Source organism: Ancylobacter defluvii, assembly GCF_018390605.1.
In the GTDB taxonomy this organism is placed as follows: domain Bacteria; phylum Pseudomonadota; class Alphaproteobacteria; order Rhizobiales; family Xanthobacteraceae; genus Ancylobacter; species Ancylobacter defluvii.
The window spans coordinates 528043-548996 of sequence record NZ_JAHBGD010000024.1 but is presented as its reverse complement, the minus strand read 5'-3'; the positions used below and the strand labels follow the sequence as shown (position 1 = coordinate 548996).

Genomic DNA, 20954 nt, shown 5'->3' with positions numbered 1-20954 from the left:
CGGCCGGCCCTACTCCGCCAGCACTCGCGTCGAGGGGAAGGTGATCTCGACCAGCGTGCCGGATTCCACCGCCGAGCGGATGGTGAAGGAGGCGCGGTTGGCTTCCGCCAGCGCCTTGGTCAGCGGCAGGCCGAGCCCGGTGCCGCCCGAGCCGGACTGGCCGGAGGTGGCGATCTGCCGGAACGGCTCCATGGCGATGGCGATGTCGGCCTCCGACATGCCGATGCCGGTGTCGCGCACCCGCAGCACCACCTCGCCGGCCGAGGTGAGGGCGGTCGACAGGATCACCTGCCCGCCGGGCCGGGTGAACTTCACCGAGTTCGACACCAGATTGAGGATGATCTGGCGGATCGAGCGCGCATCCGCCACCACCGGCGGCAGGTCGGCGGCGAGCGAGGAGCGGATGATGATGCGCTCGCGATTGGCCTGCGGCTGCATGATCGCCATGCTCTGCTGCACGATCTCGTTGAGCGCGACGCTGGTGAAGGACAAATCGAGCTTGCCCGCCTCGATCTTCGACAGGTCGAGCAGATCGTTGATCAGCGAGATGAGATGGCCGCCGGAAGCGTGGATGTCGCGCAGATAATCACGGTAGCGCTGGTTCTCGACCGGCCCGAAGCGCTCCTCCATCATCACCTCGGAAAAGCCGATGATGGCGTTGAGCGGGGTGCGGATCTCGTGGCTGATCTTGGCGAGGAAGTCGGACTTGGCCATGTTGGCGCGCTCGGCCAGGCGCTTGGCCTCGGTGAGCTCCTCCTCGGCGCGCTTCCACTGGGTGATGTCGCGCAGCACGGCGCAGAACTTGGTGGAGTCTTCGCCGACCCGACCGACCGTCATGAACAGCGGGATCAGCCCGCCCTCGCGCACCCGGCCGATCACCTCGCGCCCGTCATTCAGCACGCTGGCGACGCCGTTGGAGGCGAGGCCGTCGAGATAGTCGACGGCGGCGCGCTGGCTTTCCGGGGCGAACAGCAAAGTGAAGGTCTCGCCCTGCACCTCGGCGGAATCGAAGCCGAACAGCGCCTCGGCCGGACGGTTCATCGACAGGATGACGCCGCTCGCATCGATCAGCACCACGCCGTCGGTGGCGGTGTCGAGGATGGAGCGCAATTCGCGGGCGGTGGCTTCGGACTGGCGCAGCGCCAGCTCGGCCTGACGCTGCCGCTCGTCCGCCGGCTCGCCGAGGCGGCGCAGCAGATAGAGCATGGCCGGGGCGTCGTCCCAGGGCGCCGACATCAGCCGCGCCTCGACGGCGATCGGCGCGCCGGTGCGGGTGAGAATCGACAGCGCGGCGCCGTCCTGGCCGTCGGCGGCGACGGGGCCGCCGAACAGGCCGGCAAGCCCTCCGCCCGCCTGCATGGCGCCGGTATCGGCATAGCCGGTCCAGTCGAGCAGGGTGCGGTTGGCATAGAGGAGACGGTCGCCGCGCCAGGCGACGAGGCCGACCGGCAGACGATCGAGCACCGGCCGCTCGGCATCGGAGAGGCTGCGGCGCAGCCCGTCGCGGCGGGCGGGTTCTTCCGTGGGCGCATGCGAGGTCGCGGGGGATTTCGGCCCGGGGACGACCGGGATGGGCGCGGGCGGCGCCGGTTCGGGCGCGCGCGGCTCGGGCGCCGGCGGGACGGCCGCCGCTGGCGGGGAGGCGGGCTCGGCGGCCGGCGGCATCGACGGCGCATCGGACGATCGGTCCGCCGAGGGCGGCATCGGCGGGTCGATCGGCGGGGGCGCCGACAGATCTGTCGGCAGGTCCGCCGGCAGGTCTGCCGCATCGACATCCATGCCCTCGATGCGGGCGCCGAGGGCGCGGGCGATCTCGCGGAAGGCGTTGCGCTCGCCGGTCGACAGGCCTTCCCAGGAGGCGCGGGCGGCATCGCCACGGGCGGCGTCGGCGCGGCCGTTCTCGCCGGCGCGCAACGGCACGACATTGGGGATCGGCGGCACCAGGCTGAGGGTCGGGCGCAGTGGTTCCGATGCTGCGGGAGGTGCGGGAGAAACCGACCGCGGCGGCTCGGCGGCCGGCGGCGCAGCCGCGGGCGTGGCATCGACAGGGGGCTGCGAGGCGGGGGCATCGACCGGCTCGCCCGGCGGCACGTCCTCGGTTGCAGTCGTCGGTGCGACGGGGATGTCCACGATAGCGGCAGACGCAGCGGAAGCGGACGCGAATTCCTGCGGCAGGGTGGCGGGTGTCCGGCCCTTTACCACCCCGAAGCCGCGCATGCCGCCCTCGCGCAGCGGCGCGCCGCCGAGTTCAGCGTGCAGCGTCACCCCGGCGGCGCCGGGCAGTTCGACCGGGAGATGCGTGAAGCTCACGCCGGCCATGGCCGCGTGATCGGCTTGCGCCGCGCCAAGCTCGGCCCAGCTGCGTCCGATGATGTCCTGCACGGGATGGCCGAGCAACGCGCCGAGACGCGGGTCGACCGGATCGAGCCGGCCGTCGCCGCGGGTGCGCCAGGTAAAGCGCTGCGCCGGGGGGCTCGCCGGCGTTGCCGCCTCGGCGGCGGGCGGCAGCGGCGTGGCGGCATCCGGCGAGGCCGGCAGCGGCAGCGATGCCGGTTCGGGGGCGGGAGGGGAGGCGGGCATAAACGCATCTGGCCGGCGGGCGCTGACCGATGCTGGCGCATCGAGCGCGACCAGCAGCACGGCGCGTTGACCGGCGGCGGCGATCAGCGTGCAGGCGACGGTGACCGGGGTGAGCCGGGCGGGAAGCCGCAGCTTTTCCAGCCGCTGTCCGCCATTGCCGCGGGCGGCGGCGCTGCGGGCGGCGAGGCCGGCGAGATCGCGCGCAAGCGCCATCGACGCCTCGCCGATCAGGGCGCGGCCGGCCGCATTGCCGGCGAGCAGGCGGCCAGCGGCATCGACCAGCAGCGCCGGCGCCGGTGCCGCCAAAGCGGCGGCGATGCGGGGCTCGGCGAGCAGCGCGTCCACTGCTTGTGCGCCGGTGCCTGCGGCGTCATGTCCGTCGGTCGGTGTCGTCATGAACCCGAACTGTTCGCTCCGCACGGGGACGGGAAAAAGCCAGCGGAGGTGCCCGAGGGTGACCTCCATCGCCATGATCATAAGGCGGGCGGTGGCCTCGCGCCATGCCGCCGCGTCGTCCGGCGGGCCGCTTCGCGTTTCGCGGTTAACCGGATGCGACCAGAAGCCGACCCCGATTCCGATTGCCTTTCGTAGTGTGAACGATACTTTAGTCGTATGTGACGCTGCGCATGGACGCTGGCGTGCGCCGCGGTATCATGCAGGCATAACGAGGGGAGGACGTCGATGGCCCAGGATCCCAAGCTGGACATTCCTAACCACCTGCGGAACTTCGCCGAGCAGGGCGTGGACCAGGCGCGCTCCGCCATCGACAACATGTTCGGTGCCGCCCACAAGGCGCTGAGCGATGTCGAACGCCGGGTGGATGCCGCCCAGCAGAACGCCCGCGGACTTGGGCGGACCACGGTCGATTTCGCCGCCGCCAACATCGCCGCCGCCTTCGAGTTCGCCGGCCGCCTGGCAAAGGCGTCGTCGCTGGAGGAATGGAGGCGGCTGAACGAGGAGTTCGTGACCCGGCAGGCGCAGCGGCTCGGCGAACAGGTCCGCGTTCTGTCGCAGGCCGGCTTCGTTGCTGCCGAGAGCACTGCCGCCAAGCCAAGCGGCACGCCCATGCGCCCCGGAGCGCCCAAGGCGGCGACGCCACCAACGGCGGCGCCTGCCCAGCCCGCCGCCGCGAAGCCTGCGACGGTCAAGCCTGCCGTGGCTAAGCCCGTCGTGGCCAAGTCTGCCGTTGCTGCGCCGGTTGCGACCAAACCGGTTGCAGCGGCTTCTGCAAAATCCGCAGCCCCGAAGCCTGTCGCGACGACATCTATCGTGACGGCGGCGCCGGTCGAAGCTCCGGCGACCAAGTCTGCAACGGCGAAACCTGCAACGGTGAAACCTGCAACGACCAAGCCCGCGGCGGCGAAGCGTGCGGCGGCCAGGTCGACGGCAACGGCGCCGGTCGCGATAAAGGCCACCGCGAGCATGCCGCCCGCCGCCGAGCCGGCGAAGCCGGTGTCGGCCGCTCCATCCTCGCCGGTGACGGCACCGGTCGCCAAAACGCCGGCCGTCAAGCCTCCGACGGCCCGGCGCGCTGCCGCCAAGGCGCCGGCCAGCGCTAAAGCTCCCACGGCTGGTAAGGTCGCCGCCGCTGCGGCTAAGCCGCCTGCCGTCGCCAAGCCTCCGGTGCCCCGGCGCGCCGCCGCCAAACCTGCGGCCGGGCCGTCACCGATCGCCAAGGCGCCGGCGGCGGCTGTTGCTCCCGAAACGCCCTCGGCCGCCGAACCTGCGGCGACGGCCCCGGCGCTCGAGGCCACGCGTCCTGCCGTGCAGGAGTGACACTGTCGGCGCGGTTTCCGCGCAACTGTTCGGCAACGCCCGCGTTACCGTATCATGCCGTCTTTTCAGTTCCTGCGAGAGATGCCCGGCAAAAAATCTGCACAGCCGGGTTGATTGTGCATTGCAATATGATATTGCATTGCACAAATAAGCGATGCGAAGTCGGAAAGGGCGGGAGTTCATCCCCCGCTCGCGTTTTCCGAGCGCCGTGCCCGATCCGCGCCGCGGGCCTGGACGGGCAAGTTGATTGAGCACCCGTGAACGCGAGGACAAACCGATGACCGAGGCTACTGCTACCCCGACCCCGAAGAAGACCGTGAAGGCCGCCGCCGCGGCGTTCGAGTCGGCGCTGCCGAAGTTCGACATGCCGAATCTCGAAGTTCCCGCCGCGGTGCGTGAAATGACCGAGAAGAGCGTGCAGAACGCCCGCGACGCCTATGAGAAGCTGAAGTCGCAGGCCGAGGAGACCACCGACCTCCTCGAGGATACCTATACGACCGCCTCCAAGGGCGTCGCCGAGTACAACACGCTGGCGCTCGAGGCCCTGCGCGCCAATGTGAATTCCACCTTCGACTATTTCAGCGCCCTGCTCGGCACCAAGAGCCTGTCCGAGGCGGTGGAGCTTTCCACCGGCCACCTGCGCAAGCAGTTCGACGTGCTCTCGGCCCAGGCCAAGGATCTCTCGGTGCTGGCCCAGAAGGTCGCGAGCGAGACCGCCGAGCCGATCAAGGCCTCGGTCGAGAAGAACATCAAGAAGGCTTCCTGACGCCTTCCTGACCTCCGGATTTCGGAAGGCCCGGCCCGCCGCCCGCGGGTCGGGCCTTCGGCGTCTGGAGGGCCGGGTTGTCGTGGCACGGGAATTCGCCGGTGCCCGCGGTCCTCGCCTTGACTCCGCCTCATGGCCTGCCTATCTCGGCAGCGGCTTTGGCACTCATTTGCCCCGAGTGCCAGCCGGCCTGCCCCAGCGGGTGTCATGCCGGCGCCGTGCCGGCGCCATAGAGGAATAGCCGAGGATCACCGATGGCCAAGCTCAAGTTCCGTCCCCTGCACGACCGCATCGTGGTGAAGCGTATCGACGCTGAAGAGAAGACCGCCGGCGGCATCATCATCCCCGACAGCGCCAAGGAAAAGCCCTCGCAGGGCGAAGTCGTCTCCGTCGGCCCCGGCGCCCGCGACGAAGCCGGCAAGCTGGTTCCGCTCGACGTGAAGGCCGGCGACCGCGTGCTGTTCGGCAAGTGGTCCGGCACCGAGGTGAAGCTCGACGGCGTCGACTACCTCATCATGAAGGAATCCGACGTCATGGGCATCGTCGGCTGATACCGGCCGCCGGCACCCCGACCGGCACGCCCCGCGCCCGCTGAGGCGGCGGGGAAGCCGGCCCCGATATCCATTCAGGAGCGAGCCCCATGGCTGCCAAGGAAGTTAAATTTTCCGTCGAAGCGCGCGACAAGATGCTGCGCGGCGTCGACATCCTCGCCAATGCGGTGAAGGTGACGCTGGGCCCGAAGGGCCGCAACGTTGTGATCGACAAGAGCTTCGGCGCTCCGCGCATCACCAAGGACGGCGTCACCGTCGCCAAGGAGATCGAGCTCGAGGACAAGTTCGAGAACATGGGCGCCCAGATGGTGCGCGAAGTGGCCTCGAAGACCAACGACCTCGCCGGCGACGGCACCACCACCGCCACCGTGCTCGCCCAGGCCATCGTCCGCGAGGGCGCCAAGGCGGTTGCCGCCGGCATGAACCCGATGGACCTGAAGCGCGGCATCGACCTCGCCGCCGCCGAGGCGATCAAGGACATCACCAAGCGCGCCAAGAAGGTGAAGTCCTCCGACGAAGTCGCCCAGGTCGGCACCATCTCCGCCAATGGCGATGCGTCGATCGGCCAGATGATCGCCGGCGCGATGCAGAAGGTCGGCAATGAGGGTGTCATCACCGTCGAGGAAGCCAAGACCGCCGAGACCGAGCTCGAAGTGGTCGAGGGCATGCAGTTCGACCGCGGCTACCTCTCGCCGTATTTCGTCACCAACGCCGAGAAGATGATCGTCGACCTCGACGATCCCTACATCCTGATCTTCGACAAGAAGCTCTCCGGGCTGCAGGCGATCCTGCCGGTTCTCGAGGCCGTCGTGCAGTCGAGCAAGCCGCTGGTCATCATCGCCGAGGACGTCGAGGGTGAAGCCCTTGCGACCCTCGTCGTCAACAAGCTGCGCGGCGGCCTGAAGGTCGCGGCCGTGAAGGCGCCGGGCTTCGGCGACCGTCGCAAGGCCATGCTCGAGGACATCGCCATCCTCACCGCCGGCCAGGTGATCTCCGAAGAGCTCGGCATCAAGCTGGAGAGCGTCTCGCTCGCCATGCTCGGCCGCGCCAAGAAGGTGATCATCGAGAAGGAAAAGACCACCGTCGTCGACGGCGCCGGCAAGAAGAAGGACATCGAGGGGCGCGTTGCGCAGATCAAGATGCAGATCGAGGAGACCTCCTCGGACTACGACCGCGAGAAGCTGCAGGAGCGCCTCGCCAAGCTCGCGGGCGGCGTCGCGGTGATCCGCGTCGGCGGCGCCACCGAGATCGAGGTGAAGGAAAAGAAGGACCGCATCGACGACGCCCTGAACGCCACCCGCGCCGCGGTGCAGGAAGGCATCGTGCCCGGCGGCGGCATCGCGCTGCTGCGTGCCAAGAAGGCGGTCGAGAAGCTGTCCTCGGACAATGCCGACATCCAGGCCGGCATCAAGATCGTCCTGAAGTCGCTTGAGGCGCCGATCCGCCAGATCGCCGAGAATTCCGGCGTCGAAGGCTCCATCGTCGTCGGCAAGGTGCAGGAATCGAAGGACCAGAACTTCGGCTTCAACGCCCAGACCGAAGAGTTCGTCGACATGATCGAGGCCGGCATCGTCGACCCCGCCAAGGTGGTGCGCACTGCGCTGCAGGACGCCGCCTCGGTGGCCGGTCTGCTGATCACCACCGAAGCCATGGTCGCCGAGCTGCCGAAGCCGGCCGCTTCCGCACCGGCGATGCCGGGCGGCGGCATGGGCGGCATGGACTTCTGATCGAAGTCCACTCCGCCCCTGCGGTTTTGGGTGCCGAAGCCGGAAGAACCCGGCTTCGGATGCGGCATGGGTTTCTGACGAAATCCACTCCGCCTCTGCGGTCTTGAGTGTCGAAGCCGGGCGAGCCCGGCTTCGGATGCGGCATGGACTTCTGATAGAAGTCCAACCGCCCCTGCGGTTTTGGGTGCCGAAGCCGGGAGACCCGGCTTCGGATGCGGCATGGGTTTCTGACGAGATCTGTGCGCTGTGGAATAGGGAGAGGGCGCGGCGGAGGCTGCGCCCTTTCTGCTTGGTGGCAGGGGTGGTGGCGCGCGATCCGTAGGTCCGTCAGCTGTAGCCGCCAATGCCGCTCGCCGATTTCTGATGTGCGCGAGGAGGCGATCGGGTCCACCCTGCGGCTCCCTGGGAGGAACGCCAATGGACCAGCGCATCATCGATCTCTACGACCGCTTCACCCATGGCCAGATCGGCCGGCGGGATTTCATGGACGGGCTCATCACCCTGGCCGGCTCGGTCGCGGCGGCGAGCGCCATGCTGCCGCTGCTCTCCAACGACTATGCCCGCGCCGCCGTCGTCGCCGAGGACGATCCGCGGCTCGACATCTCGACGGCGGGCTTCCTGTCCGGCGGCAAGAATGTCAGCGGCCTGCTCGCCCGCGCCAAGCGCGTCGACGCCAAGCGGCCGGCGGTGCTGGTGATCCACGAAAATCGCGGCCTCAACCCGCATATCCGCGACATTACCCGTCGCCTGGCGCTTGAGGGCTACCTCGCCTTCGGCATCGACCTGCTCTCGGCCGATGGCGGCACGCCTGCCGACGAGGACAAGGCGCGGGACATGATCGCCGCGCTCGACCGCCCGGCCACGCTGGCGCGCGCCGTCGATGCGGTCGCTTTCCTCGCCCGCCACGAGGCCTCGACCGGATCGGTGGGGGCGGTGGGGTTCTGCTGGGGCGGCGGCATGGTGAACCTGCTCGCGGAGGCGAGCCCGCAACTGAAGGCCGGCGTCGCCTATTACGGCGCGCAGCCGCCGCTGGACAAGGTGCCGGACATCAAGGCGGCGCTGCTGCTGCAATATGGCGGGCTCGATACGCGCATCAATGAGGGCATCCCACCCTATGAGGAGGCGCTCAAGAAGGCCGGCAAGGACTTCACCATTCATATCTATGAGGGTGCCAATCACGCCTTCAACAACGATACCAACCCGACGCGCTACGATCCCCAGGCTGCGGCGCTCGCCTGGACCCGCACCGGCACCTTCCTGGCCAAGCATCTCGGCCCGCCGCCGCCGGTCGAGACCTGAGCGGCCGGCGCCGTCTCGCCCCGCTCAGATCGGTGGCAGGTTCAGCCAATGGGCGGTGGCGCTGAGAATGAGGTCGATGGCCATCGCCGCCAGGATCATGCCCATCACCCGCGAGATGATCGCGCCGCCGCCGCGGCCGATCAGCCGCGACAGGAAGCCGGCGCAGAGCAGGATGGTGAGGGTGACGAGCAGCACCAGGCTCATGGTGCCGAGGGTGAGCATGCGGTCGGTGAAGTCGTGCCGGGCATCGTCCGACAGCACCACCGCCGCCAGCATCGCCCCCGGACCGGCGATGGAGGGGATGGCCAGCGGGTAGACGGCAATGTCCATCGGGTTGGCGCCGATCTCGGGATGCGCGCTCTGGGTATGGCCGCCATGGATCATGCTGAGCGCGAACAGGAACAGCACTATGCCGCCGGCGATCTGGAACGAGGCGATGGAGACATCCATCGCGTTGAGCAGCCAGTGCCCGGCCAGCGCGAAGAACACCAGCACGGCGAAGGCGATGATCACCGCCAGCACCGCCGCCTTCCGCCGCACGGCGGGCGCCAGCCCGGCAGTGACCGCGAGGAACACCGGCAAGGTGCCGATCGGGTCGAGAACGACCCAGAAGGTGACGAATTCCTGTAAGCGTTCCGACCAGTTCATCGCATCGCCCGTGTGAGGTCGCCCCGAGACGGTCGCCGCCGCGGGGTGCATCCCGATCCTGCCGATATCCACATGCCGCGCTTGTGGCGACACGAGGGCGCTCTGCGGGCGTTGCGTCCGGCAGCATAGAGACGCATGGTCGGCGCACAATCCGTCGCTCTCGAATCGCCCTGAAAAATGCCTCCGCGCCCGCTCCACCGTTCCGGTCCCGATTTCGCCCATGAGGCCGCCGCCTGGCGGATAGGCGAGGTGCCGGTGGCTGGCGCCGACGAGGTCGGGCGCGGCCCCTGGGCCGGGCCGGTAGTGGCGGCGGCGGTGATCCTCGATCCGGCGCGGGTGCCGGACGGGCTCGACGATTCCAAGAAGCTTTCCGCCGCGCGCCGCGAGGCGCTCTACGAGATCATCTGCGAGACGGCGGAGGTGTCGGTCGCCTTCGCCCCGCCGGCGCGCATCGACGCCACCAATATCCGCCAGGCGACGCTGTGGGCGCTGGCGCGGGCGGCGCAGGGCCTGCCGCGGGCGCCGCGGCTGCTGCTGGTAGACGGCAACGACCTGCCGCCGGTCGGCTGCGCCGCGCGGGCGATCATCGGCGGCGACGGTCTGGTCGCCTCGATCGCCGCGGCCTCCATCGTCGCCAAGGTGACGCGCGACCGGCTGATGGGCGAACTCGGGCGGCTCAACCCCGGCTACGGCTTCGAGCGGCACATGGGCTACGGGACGCCGGAGCACGGCGCGGCGCTGGAGCGGCTCGGCGTGTGCCGCCACCACCGCACCTCCTTCGCGCCGATCCGCCTGCGGCTGGCGCGGGAGAGCGAAGCGGCGGAATAGAGGGCGCCCGGTCTAGGCGGGCTAGTGGTAGCCCTCGCCGGCGCGCACCTTGCCGCGGAAGGTCCAGTAGACGAAGGCGACATAGCCCAGGATCAGCGGCAGCATGAACACCGTGCCGATGAGCATGAACACCTGGCTCGCCGGCGCCGCCGCGGTTTCCCACACGGTGAGCACCGGCGGCACGAGGTGCGGGAAGATCGAGACGCCGATGCCGGCATAGCCGAGCAGGAACAGCCCGATCACCCCGAGGAACGGCAGGTGCTCGTGACCGCGCTCCAGCCAGCGCCACACCAGGCCGGCGAGGAGCAGGGTGAGGAGCGGCAGCGGCGCCAGGTAATAGAGGTTCGGCAGCGAGAACCAGCGGTCGGCGATGCGCGGAAAGGCGATCGGCGTCCACAGGCTGACAATGCCCATGAAGATGAGCACCACCGGCAGCAGCAGCCGGGCATGATGGCGGGCGCGGGCCTGGGCGGCGCCGTCGGTCTTCAGGATCAGCCAGACCGCGCCGATCAGCGCGTAGCCGGCGGTGACCGCCAGGCCGCAGAGCAGCGCGAACGGCGTTGCCCAATCGAGCGCGCCGCCGGCGAAGGCGTTGTTCTCCACCTTGATGCCCTGCACGAAGCCGCCGAGCAGCACGCCCTGGAAAAAGGCGGCGAGCGTCGAGCCGCCGGCGAAGGATATGTTCCACAGGAAGCGGCTGGTATCGGCAACGTGGCGGAACTCGAAGGCGACGCCGCGGAACACCAGCGCCAGCAGCATGAAGATGATCGGCAGGTAGAGCGCCGGCATCAGGATCGAATAGGCGAGGGGAAAGGCGACGAGCAGGCCGCCGCCGCCGAGGATCAGCCAGGTCTCGTTGCCGTCCCAGAACGGGGCGACCGAGTTCATCATCTGGTCCTTCTCCACCTCGCTGCGGGCGAAGGGGAACAGTACGCCGATGCCGAGATCGAAACCGTCCAGCACGACATAGAGGGCGACGGCGACGGCGAGCAGCAGTGCCCAGATGACCGGGAGATAATATTCCATGCCGAGGCTGACCATGGCGCTCACTCCCCGGGTTGCTGGATGGCGGCGCGGGCGGCATCGCGGGCGCCGGAGAGCGGCTGGCTCGGCAGGCCCTGGTCTGGCGTGTCGATGGAAGCGCCGGTCGGGCCGCGGACGATCAGCCGGTTGATGTAATAGATGCCGCCGGAGAACACGATGCCGTAGACGATGACGAACAGCACCAGCGTGGTGGCCACCGCCCAGCCCTCCACCGGCGAGACGGCATCGGCGGTGCGCAGGATGCCGGTGGCCACCCAGGGCTGGCGGCCGACCTCGGTGACGAACCAGCCGGACAGGATGGTGATGAAGCCGACCGGCCAGACGAACTGCGTCGGCCACAGGTACCAGTCACTTTCGAACAGGCGGCGCCGCCAGAGCAGGAAGGCGCCGACCCAGCCAAGGGCGATCATCAGCACGCCCAGCCCGACCATGATGCGGAAGGCGAAGAACGGCACCAGCAGCGGCGGGCGGTCCTCGCGCGGGAAATCCTTCAGGCTGGCGAAACCGTCGGTCCAGCTATGGGTGAGGATGAGGCTGCCGAGATGCGGGACGGCGATCTCGTAGTCATTGCTCTCGGTCTCCTCGTTGGGAATGGCGAACAGCACCAGCGGCACGCCGGCTCCCGGCGGGTGGCCGCCCCAGTTCGCCTCCACCGCGGCGATCTTGGCCGGCTGGTGCTCCAGCGTGTTGAGGCCGTGCGCATCGCCGATATAGGCCTGGATCGGCGCGAGGATGGCGATCAGGCCGATGGCCATGCGCATCATGGTGCGCCCATCCTGCGGGTAGCGGCCGGCATAAACGTAGCGGGCGCCGATCGCCAGCACCACCAGCGCGGTGGTGAGGTAGCAGGCGGTGACCATATGCGCGAAGCGGTAGGGGAAGCTCGGATTGAAGATGGCGGCGAGCCAGTCGACCGGATAGGCGATGCCGTCGATGACCTCGTGGCCGGCCGGGGTCTGCATCCAGCTATTGGCCGCGAGGATCCAGAACGCCGAGAGGCTAGTGCCGACCGCCACCGCGATGGAGGCGAAGACGTGCAGCCCTTTCGGCACCCGGTTCCAGCCGAACAGCATGATGCCGAGGAAGGTCGCCTCCAGGAAGAAGGCGGTGAGCACTTCATAGCCGATCATCGGGCCGACGACATTGCCGACGACACGGGAGAAATGGCTCCAATTGGTGCCGAACTGGTAGGACAGCACGATGCCCGACACCACGCCCATGCCGAAGGAGACGGCGAAGATCTTGGTGAAGAAGCGGGCGATGCGGTGGAAATGCTCGCGCCCGGTGGTGAGCCACAGCACTTCCAGCGTGGCGATGTACGCCGCGAGGCCGATGGTGAAGCTGGGAAAGATGATGTGGAAGGAGACGGTGAAGGCGAACTGAATGCGGGCCAGCAAAACCGGATCGAATTCCATCGGCATGTCCCTATCCGACGCGGCGACGGTGCGCCGCTAGGGAAACTCTACGCGGTCACCGTTCAGAATGGAACCGGTCTTAACTCGGGTTCGCCGACGCGGCGATGACACAGGTCAAGCCGCCGCGTGTCGCGATGCCGCATGCCGATTTCGGGTCGGAGGCGCGATCCGGACTTCGGTGGGCCGTCGTCCTGAAGGTTCGGCGGATGAAATAAACGGCACCCGGCCGCTACCGGATTCGGTTCCGGTTGCGCTGAAACCGGAAGCATCCGGCGTCAACGGAAGGTGCCCCGCGAAGCGGCCCGGTGGGGGCGGGCGGTTGCGGAGCGTCGAAACCCCTCACCCCCAACCCTCTCCCCCACAAGGAGAGGGGGCTTGGCTGCGTCTCTCGCCCGCAGTCAGGTGCCTGCGATGGTCGGGCGATTGGGAATTGGGCGATGGGGGACGCCGCACGGTGTCCTCAGCCGGCTTCCGGCCTTGTCTCGGCGAGCTTGCGCTCGATGGCGAGCAGGTCGCGCCACACCATGCGCTTGCCGAGCGGGGTGCGCAGGAGATAGGCCGGATGGAAGGTCGCCAGCGCCGCGATGCGCCGCGTGCCGGTATCATATTCCATCCAGCGCCCGCGCGCCTTGGTGATGCCGTCCTTAATGCCGAGCAGGGTCTGGGCCGACGGACCGCCGAGGCAGACCAGCACGTCGGGGTTCGCCAGTTCGATCTGCCGGCGGATGAAGGGCAGGCAGATGGCGGTTTCCTGCGGCGTCGGCGTGCGGTTGCCCGGCGGACGCCAGGGCACGACATTGGCGATATAGGCCGTCGAGCGATCAATGCCGATGGCGGCGAGCATGAGGTCGAGCAGCTTGCCGGAGCGGCCGACGAAGGGCTTGCCCTCGATATCCTCCTCGCGGCCCGGCGCCTCGCCGACCAGCATCAGCCGCGCCTGCGGATTGCCGTCGGCGAAGACGAGGCGGGTGGCGGTGAGCTTCAGCGGGCAGCCGTCGAAGCGTTCCAGAAGAACGCGCAGCGCGTCGAGATCGGGCGTGGAAGCCGCAGCCTCGCGGGCATCGGCGGCCGCCCGGTCGGGTGGCGGCGGGGCGGCGGAAGCCGGCGGCGGGGCAGGCGCGCGCGCGGTCTCCCGCCTTGCGGTTGCTGCGCCGGGGGAGGCGGTATTTGGGGAGGCGGCGGCCGGCCGTGGCGCGGCGCGCACGGCGCTGCGCTCGGCGGCGCTTTCGGCGAATCGGTCGACGGGAGCGTCGTCGAGAGCGGCATCGACCCCGGCCTCGGCATAGAAGGCCAGCAGATCGGCAATGGTTGCGCGCGGATCAGGCTCACGCGGATCTTGGGAAAGGTCCATAACCTATCTTATCGCGTCGCAGCGGTGATTGTCAGGTCGGCGCAAGCATGGAAGAAGTCCAGACAACAGATTGCGTGAGATTACGTGCCGGAGACTGACATGGACGCCCTGGACCTGCCCGAACGCGAGGGGATGGATTACGACGTGGTGGTGGTCGGCGGCGGGCCGGCCGGCCTCGCGGCGGCGGTCCGGCTGAAGCAGCTGGATGAAAACCTCTCGGTCGTGGTGGTGGAGAAGGGCTCGGAAGTCGGCGCGCATATCCTCTCCGGCGCGGTGATCGATCCCGTCGGCCTCGACCGGCTGTTCCCCGATTGGCGGGAAGAGCCGGACGCGCCGCTGAAGACGCCAGTGACCGAGGACCGCTTCTACCTGCTGGGCCCGGCCGGCGGGCTGCGCCTGCCCAACGCCCTGATGCCGCCCTTGATGAACAATCACGGTAATTATGTCGGCTCGCTCGGCAATGTCTGCCGCTGGCTGGCCAGCAAGGCCGAGGCGCTGGGCGTCGAGATCTATCCCGGTTTCGCCGCCGCGGAATTGCTGTTCGACGAGAACGGCGCCGTCACCGGCGTCGCGACCGGCGACATGGGCATCGGCCGCGACGGCGAGCCGGGCCCGAACTTCGCGCGCGGCATGGAGCTGCGCGGCAAGTACACGCTGTTCGCCGAGGGCGCGCGCGGCTCGCTCTCCAAGCAGCTCATCGCCCGCTTCAAGCTCGACGAGGGCCGCGAGCCGCCGAAATTCGGCCTCGGGCTGAAGGAGCTGTGGCAGCTCGACCCGGCCAAGCACAAGCCAGGACTGGTGCAGCACTCGTTCGGCTGGCCGCTGGACGGCACCACCGGCGGCGGCTCCTTCCTCTATCATCTGGAGGACGGGCAGGCGGTGGTGGGCTTCGTTGTCCACCTGAACTATTCGAACCCGTATCTCTCGCCCTTCGAGGAGTTCCAGCGTTTCAAGACGCATCCCCTGATCCGCGAGCAGCTGGAGGGCGGCAAGCGGCTGTCCTATGGCGCGCGGGCGATCACCGAGGGCGGTTATCAGTCGGTGCCGCGCACCGTGTTTCCCGGCGGGGCGCTGATCGGCTGCGCCGCCGGCTTCGTCAACGTGCCGCGCATCAAGGGCAGCCATAATGCGGTGCTCTCCGGCATGCTCGCCGCTGAGGAGGCCGCCGCCGCGCTGGCCGCGGGCCGGGCGCAGGACGTGCTGGAGGGCTATGAGTCCGGCTGGCGAATCGGGGCGATCGGCGCCGATTTGTGGAAGGTGCGCAACGTCAAGCCGCTATGGTCGAAGTTCGGCACTTACATCGGTATCGCGCTGGGCGGGCTCGACATGTGGGCGAACACGCTCCTGAAGTGGTCGCCCTTCGGCACGCTAGGCCACGGCAAGCCGGACTCGGACACGCTCAAGCCGGCTAAGGATTCGAAGAAGATCGCCTATCCCAAGCCCGACGGGGTGGTCTCCTTCGACCGGCTGTCCTCGGTGTTCCTCTCCAATACCAACCATGAGGAGGACCAGCCGGTGCACCTCAAGGTGAAGGACATGGAACTGCAGAAGCGCTCCGAGCACGACATCTATGCCGGCCCCTCCAACCGCTACTGCCCGGCCGGGGTGTATGAATGGGTGGAGAAGGACGGGGAAGAGGTCTTCGTGATCAACGCGCAGAACTGCGTGCACTGCAAGACCTGCGACATTAAGGACCCCAACCGCAACATCAACTGGGTGACGCCGGAAGGCGGCGGCGGACCGAACTATCCCAACATGTGAGGAGGCCGGCATGCGCGGAGCGGTGATGGCCACGCTGCTGGCGCTGGCCTCGACGGCCGCGATGACGGCGGCTTCCGCCACCGAGGCGCCGGACTACGCGCCGTTCCGCGACGGGCTGTTCCTGCGCTACCTCAATGCCGAGCCGGGCGGGCGCATCGACGCGGTGCCGCGCATCGGTCTTTCTTTCGGCGCGGGCGAACCGTTGCGGGCCGAGCTGGATTCCGGCTCCACCGGCATCGTGGTGGCGGCGGCCTATATTCCCGGCGTCGACCAGCTGCCGAGCCAGGGGCCGGGGCAGCTGACCTATACGAGTTCCGGCCGACAGATGGTCGGCAAATGGGTGGTGACGCCGGTGACGCTTTCCGGCAAGGAGGGCGCCTCCATCACCACCGAGCCGATGCCGGTGCTGGCGGTGACCGAGCTGCGCTGCCTCGACTACGCCCGCGACTGCACGCCGCACCAGATGCCCGAACACATTGCCATGGTCGGCGTCGGCTTCGCCCGCGAGGCCGACCGCCAGAGCCAGAGCACGCCGGACAAGAACCCGCTGCTGCGGGTGACCGGCGGGGAGGGGCCGCGCCGGCGCGGCTATATCCTCTCGCCCGAGGGCGTGCATGTCGGGCTGAGCGGCGGCAATACGCGCGGCGACTTCCGCTTCCTCAAGCTCGACCGCCGGCCGGACGGTTCCGATTGGGCGGCGACGCCGGCCTGCCTCTCGCTGAATGGCGCCGCGCCGCCGGCCTGCGGCACGCTGCTGGTCGATACCGGCGTGTCGGCAATGTTCATGACGGTGCCGCCGGCGCAGGCGGCGGGTGCCGAGCGAACCCTGCCGGACGGGACCGACGTGGCGGTGCGTGCCGGCGCGGGGGAGGACGGCTTCGAGCTCTACCGCTTCACGGTGGGCGCCGGTTCGCCGCTGGCGCCGGACGCCATCCATCTGCGGGTGGCGCCCGACCGGGTGTTCGTGAACACCAGCTTCCATCTGCTGAACGGTTATGACGTGCTCTACGATGCCGATGGCGGCTATGTCGGGTTCCGGCGGCGCTAGGCGCCTGGGCCGCGAAAGCTGAACGGCTTTCGCGACACAGCCTGCTTCCGCCGGCCCGCTTCCGCCTCCGCCGTCAGAACTGCGCGATGATGAAGGCGGCGAACAGGATGAAGGCGGCGACGAGATCGCTGGCCATCGCCATGTTCTCGCGGAAGTTCCGCTCCGGCCGGCGCATGTGGTTGAGCCCGGCGAGGCCGAGGAAGGCGCCGCCGATGAAGGCGACCGGGAACACCCAGCTAGAGATCAGCAGCGACAGCAGCCCCGCCGCGCCCATGGCGAGATTGGCGCACCCGAGTTCCTGCACCAGCACATGCGACCGCAGATCATCGACACCGAGGATCGAGCTGGCGGTGAAGCCCGGCTTCACCAGCTGCATGATGCCGGCCAGCAGCAGGCGCACGCCGACCGCCCAGAACACGAACCATTTGCTGGCGATGGTGAAGAAGCCGACCAGCGTGCCGTTGCCGGCAAGCTCCGAGGCGATGGAGACGACGGGCAGGATGACCATCGTGAGCAGAAGCGTGGCGTAATAGATCATTGGTCGTACTCGGTGGCGGGGCGGGAAGATGACGCAACGGCAGATCGCGGTGCATGTCACCGAACTGTAACGTCATATTCATCCCGACGTCACCCGTCGCCGATACGCCCTCATCGACCCTAATGGCCGACGAGGGAAATCGATGGCGGCAGCGCTTGAACTCGACCGTGTAAGCAAGACGTGGGGCGCCATGCGCGCCGTCGACAATGTCTCGCTGCGCATTGAGGCGGGCGAGCGGGTGGCGCTCATCGGCGCTTCCGGTTCCGGCAAGTCGACGCTCATCCGCATCGCCTCCGGCCTCGCCTTGGCCGATCCGACCAGCGGTGGCGTGCGCTCCTTCGGCCTCGGCGTGCAGGACAAGGGCAAGCTTTCTTCCGAGGTGCGTCGCGCCCGCCGGCAGATCGGCCTGGTGTTCCAGCAATTCGCCCTGGTCGGCCGGCTGACGGTGATGACCAATGTGCTGGTCGGCGTGCTCGGCCGCATCAGCCGGCTGCGCGGCACGCTCGGCCTGTTCAATGACGACGAGAAGCGCACGGCGCTGGCGGCGCTCGCCGAGGTCGGCATCGCCCAGCATGCCGGCAAGAAGGCCCGCGAGCTCTCCGGCGGCCAGCAGCAGCGTGTCGCCATCGCCCGCGCGCTGGTGCAGGGGGCGAAGCTGGTGCTCGCCGACGAGCCGATCGCCTCGCTCGATCCGAAATCCGCCAAGCGGGTGATGGACACGCTGGTGACCATGAGCCGCGACCACGGCATCGCCCTCGTGGTTTCGCTGCACCAGGTGGACTACGCCACCGCCTATTTCGACCGGGTGATCGCGATGAATGCCGGCCGCGTCGTGTTCGACGGCCCGGCCTCGCGCATCACCAGCGCCTTCCTCACCGAGCTCTACGGCGCCAGCGCCGAGGAGCTGATCCTGCCGAGCCAGTTCGCCGTGCCGGCCGCGGCGGTGCTCGAAACCACCTCTTCAGAACCCGTATCCTGACAGGAGCGAACACCATGAAGCGCATTCTCGCCGCCGGCCTCGTGCTGGCCGGCCTCACCGCCCCGCTGGCGGCGCAGGAAGTGAAGGAGCTGAACTTCGGCTTCATCTCCACCGAGTCCTCCGCCAACCTCGCCAAGAGCTTCGAGCCTCTGCTGAAGGACATGGAGAAGGCGATCGGCGTGCCGGTGAAGCCGTTCTTCGTCGGCGACTATGCCGGCGTGATCGAAGGCATGCGCTTCAAGAAGGTCGACGTGGCGTGGTTCGGCAACAAGTCGGCCATGGAAGCGGTGGATCGCTCCAACGGCGAAGTGTTCGTGAAGACCGCCAAGCCGGACGGCTCCTCGGGCTATTACTCGCTGATCGTCACCAATGTCGACCGCAACGACATCAATGGCCTGAAGGACATCCTCGACTGCTCCAAGGGCTATAATTTCGGCAATGGCGACCCGAACTCCACCTCGGGCTTCCTGGTGCCGAGCTACTACGTGTTCGCGATGAACAATGTCGACCCGCAGAAGTGCTTCAAGCGCGTGGTGACCTCGAACCATGAGGGCAACCTGCTCGCGGTCGCCAACAAGCAGGTCGACTTCGCCACCAACAACACCGAGAACATGAGCCGCCTGCAGCAGACCCGCCCGGCGGAAGCGGCGAAGATCAAGGAAGTGTGGCGCTCGCCGATGATCGCCGGCGACCCGATCGTGTGGCGCAAGGACCTGCCGGCCGACCTCAAGGCCAAGATCTACACCTTCTTCATGACCTATGGCCGCAACGGCACCCCGGAAGAGATCGAGCGCGCCCGCGCGGTGCTCGCCAAGACCTCCGACGGCTGGGGTCCGTTCCTCGCCTCCTCCGACGCGCAGCTGATCCCGATCCGCCAGCTCGAGCTGTTCAAGGCCAAGATGAAGGCCCAGAACAACGACAAGCTCTCGGCCGACGAGAAGACCGCCGAGGTGAAGAAGATCGACGCCCAGCTCGCCGACCTCGATAGCCAGCTCAAGAAGCTGCCCGCCATGTGACATGTCGCGAGGCCGGCTTCGCCCGGCCTTCGCGCATGGTTCGCCGCCGTCTCCGGTTCGCCGGGGACGGCGTTCGATTGAGAGGGACACCGCATGTTCGCCACCGAGACCGCTCATCGCTCCGTCGCCGCCGCGCTGCCGGCCCCGCCGGTGACGCCGCTTGCCACCCGGCTGACCCGCCTGTGCCTCGGCGCGGTGGCGGTGGTCATGCTGGTGTTCTTCTGGCACGAGGCGGAGATGAACCCGGCGCAGCTGGTGCAGGACGCCGGCAACATGGCGACGCTCGGCGCCGATTTCCTGCGCCCGGACTTCACCGATTGGGACGTCTACGCCACCGCCATGATCGAGACGCTGGCCATCGCCGTCTGGGGCACGCTGCTGGCGGTGATCGTCGGCATTCCCTTCGGCATCCTCTGCGCCGACAATGTGGTGCCGCGCTGGGTCGCCTTTCCGGTGCGCCGCTTGATGGATGCCTGCCGCGCCATCAACGAACTGGTCTTCGCGCTGATCTTCATCGCCGCGGTCGGCCTCGGCCCGTTCGCCGGCGTGCTGGCCTTGTTCGTGCACACCACCGGCGTGGTTGCGAAACTGTTCTCGGAAGCCGTCGAGGCGATCGACCCGGCGCCGGTCGAGGGCATTCGCGGCACCGGCGGCACCTGGTTCCAGGAGATCATCTATGGCGTGCTGCCGCAGGTTCTGCCGCTGTGGATCTCCTACACGCTTTACCGCTTCGAATCCAACGTGCGCTCGGCGACCGTGCTCGGCATCGTCGGCGGCGGCGGCATCGGCATGGTGTTCAACGAGACCATGCGCGGCTTCCTCTATTCGCAGGGAGCGGCGATCCTGATCATCGTCATCGTCACTGTGTCGTGCCTCGATATCGCCAGCCAGAACATCCGCAAGCGCTTCATCTGAGGGCCGCCGAGGGCTGCAACCTTGCGGTGCCGGCCCGGCCGCCCGCGAGGCGGAAGCCGGGGGGGGGCGTTTCGCGCCGCTGCCGCCCGCCCGGGCGCTCTGTGCCGCAGCGCCGGCGCCGCCGCTGCCGGCTTTCATGACAGATCGTCAACTGGTTCCTTGCGTTTTTGCATGATCAGAGATGCGTGAACTTCCCTTACGATCTGATCGCAAGCGACATAAATCATTCTCCGAATGCCCGTCAGTGTAGTTCGCGCGACATGTCGCAGTTTAGGAGAAGACGCATGAGCAGGATTTTTGTCGCTATTGCCCTGATTGCCAGCTTTGGCCTTTCCGGCGTGACCGCGGCTTCCGCGGCCGGCCGCAGCAAGGACGAGCGCGCGGCATGGTGGCAGACGATGCATCAGTCCAAGCAGCCTTGGAAGGATATGGCCAACAAGTCGAAAGCGGCCGCTGGCAAGCCCACCGCGCCGGCGGCGAGCACGGCGCCGAAGGCGGCCAAGCCAGCCCAGTGAGACGGCTCAAGCTTCGCTGACGGCAGGGGCGGCATTCGACATGGATGCCGCCCTTGTCGTATTCGCCGGCCTTCCGCCGATTGCGGATTTGCCGTTAGGTAATGTTCGCCTGACCAAACTTTAATGTCTTCGCCATCCTCCCGCCGGGATTGCTTCCGCTAGTCTTGTTCTCTGTCCTGACACCGGGCCGCCAAGCA

Annotated in this window: 18 protein-coding genes; 12 read left to right on the top strand and 6 right to left on the bottom strand. The window is 68.2% G+C overall.

The genetic code is table 11. The features are described 5' to 3' along the window. Positions 1–9: 9 nt before the first annotated feature. On the bottom strand, positions 10–2976 hold the full coding sequence (locus tag KHC24_RS18830; RefSeq protein WP_213364842.1) for a sensor histidine kinase: 2967 nt from the start codon (positions 2974–2976) through the stop codon (positions 10–12). A gap of 285 nt (positions 2977–3261) precedes the next feature. On the opposite strand from KHC24_RS18830, the gene KHC24_RS25155 reads away from it, so the two are divergent. The 5 genes from KHC24_RS25155 (at position 3262) to KHC24_RS18805 (ending at position 8699) form a co-directional block, all read left to right on the top strand. Further along, positions 3262–4356: a phasin family protein gene (locus KHC24_RS25155; RefSeq protein ID WP_246547146.1), complete on the top strand. Its 1095-nt coding sequence runs from the start codon at positions 3262–3264 to the stop codon at positions 4354–4356. A 277-nt stretch (positions 4357–4633) separates the two neighbouring features. Beyond that, positions 4634–5122 carry a phasin gene (locus KHC24_RS18820; RefSeq protein ID WP_213364841.1) on the top strand — a complete coding sequence of 163 codons (489 nt, stop codon included), beginning with the start codon at positions 4634–4636 and terminating at the stop codon, positions 5120–5122. 254 nt (positions 5123–5376) lie between these two features. Continuing rightward, positions 5377–5673, top strand: a complete 297-nt coding sequence (gene groES, locus KHC24_RS18815) for a co-chaperone GroES (protein ID WP_213364840.1) — start codon at positions 5377–5379, stop codon at positions 5671–5673. A gap of 89 nt (positions 5674–5762) precedes the next feature. Continuing rightward, positions 5763–7400, top strand: a complete 1638-nt coding sequence (gene groL / locus KHC24_RS18810) for a chaperonin GroEL (protein ID WP_213364839.1) — start codon at positions 5763–5765, stop codon at positions 7398–7400. A 417-nt stretch (positions 7401–7817) separates the two neighbouring features. Continuing rightward, positions 7818–8699 carry a dienelactone hydrolase family protein gene (locus tag KHC24_RS18805; RefSeq protein ID WP_213364838.1) on the top strand — a complete coding sequence of 294 codons (882 nt, stop codon included), beginning with the start codon at positions 7818–7820 and terminating at the stop codon, positions 8697–8699. Positions 8700–8723: 24 nt separating this feature from the next. Here KHC24_RS18805 and KHC24_RS18800 read toward each other — a convergent pair whose 3' ends face one another. After that, positions 8724–9347, bottom strand: coding sequence for a MarC family protein (locus tag KHC24_RS18800; RefSeq protein WP_213364837.1), 624 nt, complete (start codon positions 9345–9347; stop codon positions 8724–8726). Positions 9348–9524: 177 nt separating this feature from the next. Between KHC24_RS18800 and KHC24_RS18795 the strand changes: the two genes are divergently transcribed. After that, positions 9525–10175: a ribonuclease HII gene (locus KHC24_RS18795; protein ID WP_213364836.1), complete on the top strand. Its 651-nt coding sequence runs from the start codon at positions 9525–9527 to the stop codon at positions 10173–10175. 21 nt (positions 10176–10196) lie between these two features. Here KHC24_RS18795 and cydB read toward each other — a convergent pair whose 3' ends face one another. From cydB to KHC24_RS18780, 3 genes are all read right to left on the bottom strand, one after another. Next, positions 10197–11216 carry a cytochrome d ubiquinol oxidase subunit II gene (gene cydB / locus KHC24_RS18790; protein ID WP_271180611.1) on the bottom strand — a complete coding sequence of 340 codons (1020 nt, stop codon included), beginning with the start codon at positions 11214–11216 and terminating at the stop codon, positions 10197–10199. Between the two features lie 5 nt (positions 11217–11221). Beyond that, positions 11222–12634 (bottom strand): cytochrome ubiquinol oxidase subunit I, encoded by a 1413-nt coding sequence (locus KHC24_RS18785; RefSeq protein WP_213365190.1) that lies wholly within the window; start codon positions 12632–12634, stop codon positions 11222–11224. 460 nt (positions 12635–13094) lie between these two features. Then, the gene (locus KHC24_RS18780) at positions 13095–13985 is read right to left on the bottom strand and encodes a uracil-DNA glycosylase (RefSeq protein WP_213364835.1); all 891 of its coding nucleotides are present in this window, start codon (positions 13983–13985) and stop codon (positions 13095–13097) included. Between the two features lie 99 nt (positions 13986–14084). Here KHC24_RS18780 and KHC24_RS18775 point away from each other — a divergent pair, with 99 nt between their 5' ends. Continuing rightward, positions 14085–15746 carry an electron transfer flavoprotein-ubiquinone oxidoreductase gene (locus KHC24_RS18775; RefSeq protein WP_213364834.1) on the top strand — a complete coding sequence of 554 codons (1662 nt, stop codon included), beginning with the start codon at positions 14085–14087 and terminating at the stop codon, positions 15744–15746. 10 nt (positions 15747–15756) lie between these two features. Continuing rightward, on the top strand, positions 15757–16794 hold the full coding sequence (locus tag KHC24_RS25150) for a hypothetical protein (RefSeq protein ID WP_246547144.1): 1038 nt from the start codon (positions 15757–15759) through the stop codon (positions 16792–16794). 73 nt (positions 16795–16867) lie between these two features. On the opposite strand, the gene KHC24_RS18765 is transcribed toward KHC24_RS25150, so the two are convergent. Further along, positions 16868–17332 carry a DUF6790 family protein gene (locus tag KHC24_RS18765; RefSeq protein WP_246547142.1) on the bottom strand — a complete coding sequence of 155 codons (465 nt, stop codon included), beginning with the start codon at positions 17330–17332 and terminating at the stop codon, positions 16868–16870. Between the two features lie 142 nt (positions 17333–17474). Between KHC24_RS18765 and phnC the strand changes: the two genes are divergently transcribed. The 4 genes from phnC (at position 17475) to KHC24_RS18745 (ending at position 20757) form a co-directional block, all read left to right on the top strand. After that, the gene (phnC, locus tag KHC24_RS18760; RefSeq protein WP_213364833.1) at positions 17475–18311 is read left to right on the top strand and encodes a phosphonate ABC transporter ATP-binding protein; all 837 of its coding nucleotides are present in this window, start codon (positions 17475–17477) and stop codon (positions 18309–18311) included. A 14-nt stretch (positions 18312–18325) separates the two neighbouring features. Next, positions 18326–19327, top strand: a complete 1002-nt coding sequence (phnD, locus tag KHC24_RS18755; RefSeq protein WP_213364832.1) for a phosphonate ABC transporter substrate-binding protein — start codon at positions 18326–18328, stop codon at positions 19325–19327. 93 nt (positions 19328–19420) lie between these two features. Next, positions 19421–20242: a phosphonate ABC transporter, permease protein PhnE gene (gene phnE, locus KHC24_RS18750; protein WP_213364831.1), complete on the top strand. Its 822-nt coding sequence runs from the start codon at positions 19421–19423 to the stop codon at positions 20240–20242. Positions 20243–20526: 284 nt separating this feature from the next. Continuing rightward, on the top strand, positions 20527–20757 hold the full coding sequence (locus KHC24_RS18745) for a hypothetical protein (protein ID WP_213364830.1): 231 nt from the start codon (positions 20527–20529) through the stop codon (positions 20755–20757). The last annotated feature ends 197 nt before the right edge of the window (positions 20758–20954 follow it).

Excerpts from the sequence above, each read along its gene's own strand:
- KHC24_RS18830 (WP_213364842.1), bottom strand. The coding sequence starts at position 2,976 with ATGACGACACCGACCGACGGACATGACGCCGCAGGCACCGGCGCACAA.
- KHC24_RS25155 (WP_246547146.1), top strand. The coding sequence starts at position 3,262 with ATGGCCCAGGATCCCAAGCTGGACATTCCTAACCACCTGCGGAACTTC.
- KHC24_RS18820 (WP_213364841.1), top strand. The coding sequence starts at position 4,634 with ATGACCGAGGCTACTGCTACCCCGACCCCGAAGAAGACCGTGAAGGCC.
- groES (WP_213364840.1), top strand. The coding sequence starts at position 5,377 with ATGGCCAAGCTCAAGTTCCGTCCCCTGCACGACCGCATCGTGGTGAAG.
- groL (WP_213364839.1), top strand. The coding sequence starts at position 5,763 with ATGGCTGCCAAGGAAGTTAAATTTTCCGTCGAAGCGCGCGACAAGATG.
- KHC24_RS18805 (WP_213364838.1), top strand. The coding sequence starts at position 7,818 with ATGGACCAGCGCATCATCGATCTCTACGACCGCTTCACCCATGGCCAG.
- KHC24_RS18800 (WP_213364837.1), bottom strand. The coding sequence starts at position 9,347 with ATGAACTGGTCGGAACGCTTACAGGAATTCGTCACCTTCTGGGTCGTT.
- KHC24_RS18795 (WP_213364836.1), top strand. The coding sequence starts at position 9,525 with ATGCCTCCGCGCCCGCTCCACCGTTCCGGTCCCGATTTCGCCCATGAG.
- cydB (WP_271180611.1), bottom strand. The coding sequence starts at position 11,216 with ATGGTCAGCCTCGGCATGGAATATTATCTCCCGGTCATCTGGGCACTG.
- KHC24_RS18785 (WP_213365190.1), bottom strand. The coding sequence starts at position 12,634 with ATGGAATTCGATCCGGTTTTGCTGGCCCGCATTCAGTTCGCCTTCACC.
- KHC24_RS18780 (WP_213364835.1), bottom strand. The coding sequence starts at position 13,985 with ATGGACCTTTCCCAAGATCCGCGTGAGCCTGATCCGCGCGCAACCATT.
- KHC24_RS18775 (WP_213364834.1), top strand. The coding sequence starts at position 14,085 with ATGGACGCCCTGGACCTGCCCGAACGCGAGGGGATGGATTACGACGTG.
- KHC24_RS25150 (WP_246547144.1), top strand. The coding sequence starts at position 15,757 with ATGCGCGGAGCGGTGATGGCCACGCTGCTGGCGCTGGCCTCGACGGCC.
- KHC24_RS18765 (WP_246547142.1), bottom strand. The coding sequence starts at position 17,332 with ATGATCTATTACGCCACGCTTCTGCTCACGATGGTCATCCTGCCCGTC.
- phnC (WP_213364833.1), top strand. The coding sequence starts at position 17,475 with ATGGCGGCAGCGCTTGAACTCGACCGTGTAAGCAAGACGTGGGGCGCC.
- phnD (WP_213364832.1), top strand. The coding sequence starts at position 18,326 with ATGAAGCGCATTCTCGCCGCCGGCCTCGTGCTGGCCGGCCTCACCGCC.
- phnE (WP_213364831.1), top strand. The coding sequence starts at position 19,421 with ATGTTCGCCACCGAGACCGCTCATCGCTCCGTCGCCGCCGCGCTGCCG.
- KHC24_RS18745 (WP_213364830.1), top strand. The coding sequence starts at position 20,527 with ATGAGCAGGATTTTTGTCGCTATTGCCCTGATTGCCAGCTTTGGCCTT.